General features: G+C 70.0%; 5 protein-coding genes and 1 riboswitch. Of the genes, 1 reads left to right on the top strand and 4 read right to left on the bottom strand.

Features of this window, described 5'->3' with window-relative positions; all coding sequences use genetic code 11:
- Nucleotides 1-64: 64 nt before the first annotated feature.
- A riboswitch (cobalamin riboswitch) is annotated at nt 65-198 on the bottom strand.
- A gap of 41 nt (nt 199-239) precedes the next feature.
- From ABT106_RS20515 to ABT106_RS20530, 4 genes are all read right to left on the bottom strand, one after another.
- The gene (locus ABT106_RS20515; protein WP_351279268.1) at nt 240-737 is read right to left on the bottom strand and encodes a GNAT family N-acetyltransferase; all 498 of its coding nucleotides are present in this window, start codon (nt 735-737) and stop codon (nt 240-242) included.
- 154 nt (nt 738-891) lie between these two features.
- Entirely contained in the window at nt 892-1080 is a 189-nt protein-coding gene (locus tag ABT106_RS20520) for a CstA-like transporter-associated (seleno)protein (RefSeq protein WP_351279282.1), read from the bottom strand.
- Between the two features lie 50 nt (nt 1081-1130).
- Entirely contained in the window at nt 1131-3350 is a 2220-nt protein-coding gene (locus ABT106_RS20525) for a carbon starvation CstA family protein (RefSeq protein ID WP_351279270.1), read from the bottom strand.
- 182 nt (nt 3351-3532) lie between these two features.
- Complete coding sequence (locus ABT106_RS20530) at nt 3533-4297, bottom strand: GntR family transcriptional regulator (RefSeq protein WP_351279285.1); 765 nt, start codon at nt 4295-4297, stop codon at nt 3533-3535.
- A gap of 287 nt (nt 4298-4584) precedes the next feature.
- Here ABT106_RS20530 and ABT106_RS20535 point away from each other — a divergent pair, with 287 nt between their 5' ends.
- Nucleotides 4585-5868, top strand: coding sequence for an extracellular solute-binding protein (locus tag ABT106_RS20535; RefSeq protein WP_351279273.1), 1284 nt, complete (start codon nt 4585-4587; stop codon nt 5866-5868).
- Nucleotides 5869-6000: the final 132 nt, after the last annotated feature.

Consider the following 6000-nt stretch of genomic DNA (forward strand, 5'->3'; position numbering starts at 1 on the left):
GCGCACCGCATGGCGTCCACCGGCCCAACCGCGAGGCCCGGACGTATCGGCGCCCGGTTCGGTCGAGCCGGGCGCGCTGTCGGCAGGTCCTCGGACTTGCGGGTACACCAATCGGTGCACTTCATACCGTTGCGGGACAGTTCCGGATTCGCACCGGATTCCCCTGCGGCGACAGCAGCCCTGAGCATACATGTGGGGGCGCCTCTCTGCGGAAGCCCCCACATGTTGTGTCGGCGCGGCTACAGCTTCAGCCGGTACGTCAGCAGGGTGAGGCCCTCGATCGGCGCCCAGTCCCGTTCCGGAGTGCGTTCGAAACCGAGCCGGGAGTAGATCCGGTGGGCCCCGGCCATGCTCCGCTGGGTGGAGAGGACCATCGCGGAAACCCCCTCGATCGCCCGCGCCCGGTCCAGGCAGGCCCGTACGAGCGCCTCGCCGGCGCCCTGCCCGCGGCCGTCGCGGGCCACGGCGAGCATCCGGAACTCGGCCTCGTCCGGGCCGGCGATGTCGGCGAGCGGGCTCCCGGGCGCGGCGAAGGTCACTCCACCGAGGACGCGGCCGCCGCGTTCGGCGACGAGCACCTCGGCCAGGGCGGCCCGGCCGGCCACGTCGCGCAGGACGTTCAGGTAGTGCTCGTTCTCGCTCTCGTCCAGATGCCCGTCGGCGAGGTAGGCCCGCGCCGTGATCTCGCCCAGCTCCGCGTATTCGGCGGGCAGCGCCGCCCTGATCACCATGTCCATGCGGTCGAGTGTGCAGGACGCGTACGGGGCGGCGGAGTGCCGGGCGGGCGGGCCGGGCGGGCGGGCCGGCCCCCCGTCGCGGCGCCGGAAGCCGAAGGCCCCGCCGCGAGGAGCGGCGGGGCCTTCGGGGCGGGGCGCCCTCGGGGCGAGCGGGTCAGCAGCAGCGGAAGCCGTCGCGGGGGTCCGCCTCCCGGGCGTCGGTGCGGGCCCGTTCGAAGGCCCGGCGGGTCGGGACCGCGGCGTCGGGGTCGTGGGAGCGGGCGTGGGCGACGTACCGGTCGTAGGCGGCCTCGCCGGAGAACTCCCGTACGAAGTACCGCGCCCGGGCCAGCGCCCGGCGCAGCCGCCCGGCACCGCTGCGGCCCGTACCGGCGCGGCCGGGCGCCGCCCGGCTCACGCGACCGGCTCCTTCGCCCGGCCGCCGCCCGAGTCCAGGCCCGCGGCCGTGAGCTCGGCGCGCTCCTCGGCGGTCGGGACGAGCCCGGCCGGGGCGACGATCTTCGACTCGGTCCACGGGACCTCGGAGAGCTTCACGGACGCCGGGTCGGCGATCGCCTTGAAGCAGGTCCGGGCGGCGTCCAGCAGCACGACGATGATCAGGACGGCGAAGAGCACGCACAGCACGCCGTCCACCGTGGCGTTGGTGACCACGGTCTCCATCTCGCCCATGGTCTTCGCGGGCGGCAGGACCTTGTCGGCGTCGATGCCGGCCTGGTACTTGTCGCGCTGCGCGAAGAAGCCGACCTTCACGTCCTCCGAGAAGATCTTCTGGTAGCTCGCGGTGAGCGTGACGGCCACGTCCCACGCCAGCGGCACGCCCGTCACCCAGGCCCACTTGAGCCGGCCGGACTTGACGAGGAGGGTGGTGCAGACGGCCAGGGCGACCGCCGCGAGCAGCTGGTTCGCGATGCCGAACAGCGGGAAGAGCTGGTTGATGCCGCCCAGCGGGTCCTTGACGCCGACCCACAGGAAGTAACCCCAGCCGCCGACGACGATGGCGCTGGCGAACCACACGCCGGGCTTCCAGCTGACGTCCTTGAAGGACTTGTGGACGTTGCCGAGGGTGTCCTGCAGCATGAACCGGCCGACGCGGGTGCCCGCGTCGACGGTGGTCAGGATGAACAGTGCCTCGAACATGATGGCGAAGTGGTACCAGAAGGCCTTCATGCCGGCGCCGCCGATGACGGCCGAGAAGATCTCCGACATCCCGAGTGCGAAGGTCGGCGCTCCACCCGTACGGGAGAGCAGACTGGTCTCCTCGACGTCCTTCGCGGCCTGCGCGAGGGCTTCCGGGCTGATGGCGAAGCCGAAGTTCGTCACCGCCTGCGAGGCGGTCTCGACGGTGGTGCCGATGACGCCGGGGGGCGAGTTCACGGCGAAGAACAGGCCGGGCTCGATGATGCAGGCCGCGATCATCGCCATGATGGCGACGAAGGACTCGGTCAGCATGGCGCCGTAGCCGATGACCCGTACCTGGGTCTCCTTCTGGATCATCTTCGGGGTGGTGCCGGAGGCGACCAGCGAGTGGAATCCGGACAGGGCCCCGCACGCGATGGTGATGAACACGAACGGGAACATCGAGCCGGCGAAGACCGGGCCGTCGCCGCGGGCGGCGAACTCGGTGACCGCGGGCATCTTCAGGGTGGGCATCGAGATGACCACGCCCAGTGCGAGCAGCGCGATCGTGCCGACCTTCATGAAGGTGGAGAGGTAGTCGCGGGGCGCGAGCAGCATCCACACCGGCAGGACCGAGGCGACGAAACCGTACGCGACCATCCAGACGACGAGCGTCTCCTTCTCCAGGGTGAAGGTCCCGGCGAGGGAGGACTCGGCGACCCAGCCGCCCGCGACGATCGCGAGCAGCAGCAGCGCGACCCCTATGAGGGAGACCTCGGTGACCCGGCCCGGCCGCAGCACGCGGAGGTAGAAGCCCATGAAGAGGGCGATCGGGATGGTCATGCCGATGGAGAAGACGCCCCACGGCGAGTGGGCGAGGGCGTTGACGATGACCAGCGCCAGCACGGCCAGCAGGATGATCATGATGGCGAACACGGCGATCAGCGCGGCGGCCCCGCCGACGGGGCCGATCTCGTCCCGGGCCATCTGGCCCAGCGAACGCCCGTCGCGGCGGGTGGAGAAGAAGAGCGTCACCATGTCCTGGACGGCGCCCGCGAAGATGACGCCCGCGACGATCCAGATCGTGCCGGGCAGGTAGCCCATCTGGGCGGCGAGCACGGGTCCGACGAGCGGGCCGGCGCCGGCCACGGCGGCGAAGTGGTGGCCGAAGAGCACACGGCGGTCGGTCGGGTGGAAGTCGACACCGTTGTCAAGGCGTTCCGCGGGGGTGGCCCGGGTCTTGTCCACCTTCAGTACGCGGTGCGCGATGAAGCGGGCGTAGAAGCGGTAGCCGATGGCGTACGAGCCCAGGGCGGCGGCGAGCAGCCAGGCGGCCGAGATCTCCTCGCCGCGGGAGAGCGCCAGTACGCCCCAGCCGATGGCGCCGACGAGTCCGACGAGCACCCACACGGCGATGGACGTGGGAGAGGGCGAGCCCTGCGTGGTGCCCGGACTCGCCGTGTCCCGTTCTGTTCCCGTTGCATCCGATTTGGGCATGACCTTCGTCCCCTCGTCGATCTTCTGCGTAAGCGCAGGGAATCTACGGGGGATTGCCCGGTGAACGTAAGACCCCGTCCGTATATCGGTACGTACGGATGCGGGGCCGGACGGTCGGACGGGTGGTCAGCCGAGTGGGTGGCGGGGCGGTCGGTCCGCCGGGTGCGCGGGCCGCCCGGCCGTCAGAGCGCCGGCCGCTGGAGGCGGGCCACGAACTTGTAGCGGTCGCCGCGGTAGACCGAGCGCACCCACTCCACCGGTTCGCCGTCCGCGTCCAGCGAGTGCCGGGACAGCATGAGCATCGGCAGCCCGACGTCCGTGCCGAGCAGGCCGGCCTCGCGCGGGGTCGCGAGCGAGGTCTCGATGGTCTCCTCCGCCTCGGCGAGCCGGACGTCGTACACCTCCGCGAGCGCGGTGTAGAGGGAGGTGTATTTGACGAGGGAACGGCGCAGTGCGGGGAAGCGCTTGGCCGAGAGGTGGGTGGTCTCGATGGCCATCGGCTCGCCGCTGGCCAGGCGCAGCCGCTCGATGCGCAGCACCCGTCCGCCGGTGGTGATCTTGAGGAGTCCGGCGAGGGTGTCGTCGGCCGTCACGTATCCGATGTCGAGGAGCTGGGAGGTCGGTTCCAGCCCCTGGGCCCGCATGTCCTCGGTGTAGGAGGAGAGTTGGAGCGGCTGGGAGACCTTGGGCTTCGCGACGAAGGTGCCCTTGCCCTGGATGCGCTCCAGGCGGCCCTCCACCACGAGCTCCTGCAGGGCCTGCCGGACGGTCGTCCGGGAGGTGTCGAATTCGGCCGCGAGCGTGCGCTCCGGCGGTACCGGTGTGCCGGGCGGCAGGGTTTCGGTCATGTCGAGCAAGTGCCGCTTGAGTCGGTAGTACTTGGGTACACGTGCCGTGCGGGTCGCAGCCCCGCCCTCCGGCTCCGTGAGCGCCCCTTCGGTGGCCATCGCCGCCCGCCTTCCCGACTCCAGTTTCGCTGCCGTCACCGGCTCCTCCGATATGTGCGGTCACATCGTGACACGTGTGGGGGGACGGGCCTTCTCTCTGCCCAGGTGTCGGTCCGATAACGGACCGAGCACCCGCTCATTAGACCCTTGACACCCCTAAAGGTCTAGGCCAAGCTCCAGCTACTGGTCTAAACCAATATGGATCAGATCCCGGCCCCACGGGAGTACTTGGTACGTCACCGCGGTGGGCGAGGGAAGTTGCAGGCAGCATCCCTGAGGAGGGTGGCGTGAAGCGCAAGCTCATCGCGGCGGTCAGTGTCGCGGGCATGATGGTCGGAGTCGCGGCATGCGGCAACGGCGGCGACGACAAGGGTAAGACCGACGCGGCCGGCCCCAAGGAAATCACCGTATGGGTGATGGACGGCTCGGCGCCGAAGACCTGGATCGACGAGGTCAACAAGGAGTTCTCGGCCAAGCACCCCGGTGTCACGGTCAAGGTCGAAGAGCAGAAGTGGACCGGCATCCAGGAGAAGATCACCACCGCCCTCTCCGAGAACACCCCGCCCGACGTCCTTGAGCTCGGCAACACCCAGACCGCCGGTTACGCGGTCACCGGCGGGCTCGCCGACCTCTCCGGCGACAAGGCCAAGCTCGGCGCCGACGCCTGGCAGAAGAGCATGCTCTCCTCCGCCGAGGTCGACGGCAAGCTCTACTCCGCCCCGTGGTACGCCGCCAACCGCGTCGTCATCTACGACAAGAAGGCGTACGCCAAGGCCGGCATCACCCCGCCCACCACCCGCGACGAGTGGGTCGCCGGCCTGGAGAAGCTGAAGACCTCGGACCCGGCCTCGCAGCCGATCTACCTCCCCGGCCAGAGCTGGTACGTCCTCGCGGGCTTCGTCTGGGACGAGGGCGCGGACCTCGCCGTCAAGGACGGCGACAAGTGGAAGGGCCAGCTGGGCACCCCGCAGGCCGCCTCCGCGATCGAGTTCTACAAGAAGCTCCAGGCGTTCTCCACCGCGCCCAAGGACAAGGACGAGGCCAGCCCGCAGCAGTCCACCGACATCGTTCCCAAGGGCGGCGTCGCCTCCTGGATCGGTCTCGGCTGGGAGGCCGGCGGTGCCGAGAAGGCGCTGAAGGACGCGGGCAAGGAAGCCGACTTCGGCTACTTCCCGATCCCGGGCAAGACCGCCGACAAGTCCGGCACCGTCTTCCTCGGCGGCTCGAACCTCGCGGTCGCCGAGCGCTCCAAGAACAAGGAGCTCGCCAAGGAGTGGCTGGCCCTCGCCGCAGGCAAGGACCAGATGACCAAGTACGCCGCCGAGACCAAGGGCGCGCTGCTCCCGAACCAGGCCGGCGCCAACTTCGCCGCCCCGGCGGGCTCCTTCGCCGAGGCCATGGCCAAGGCCGGCCTCAACGGCAAGATCACCCCGGTCACGGCCGGCTGGGCGAACGTCGAGACCGAGCCGAACCCCATCAAGGAGTTCATGACCAAGGTCCTGAAGGGTGAGGACGCCGCCAAGGCGGGCGCGGAAGCGGACAAGGAAATCGCGAGCCGCATCAACAAGTAGTCCCACCCGGCAGTACCCGCACGACCCAGCAGTGTGAACGCACCGGGGGGTGCGGCAGGCGCCCGGGCGCCTGCCGGAAGACCGTCGGGGAGGGAAAAAATGTCGGAAAAATATGGTAGTACACGCAGGGCG

The organism is Streptomyces sp. NPDC002044 (assembly GCF_040296725.1).
Classification (GTDB): Bacteria; Actinomycetota; Actinomycetes; order Streptomycetales; family Streptomycetaceae; genus Streptomyces; species Streptomyces antarcticus.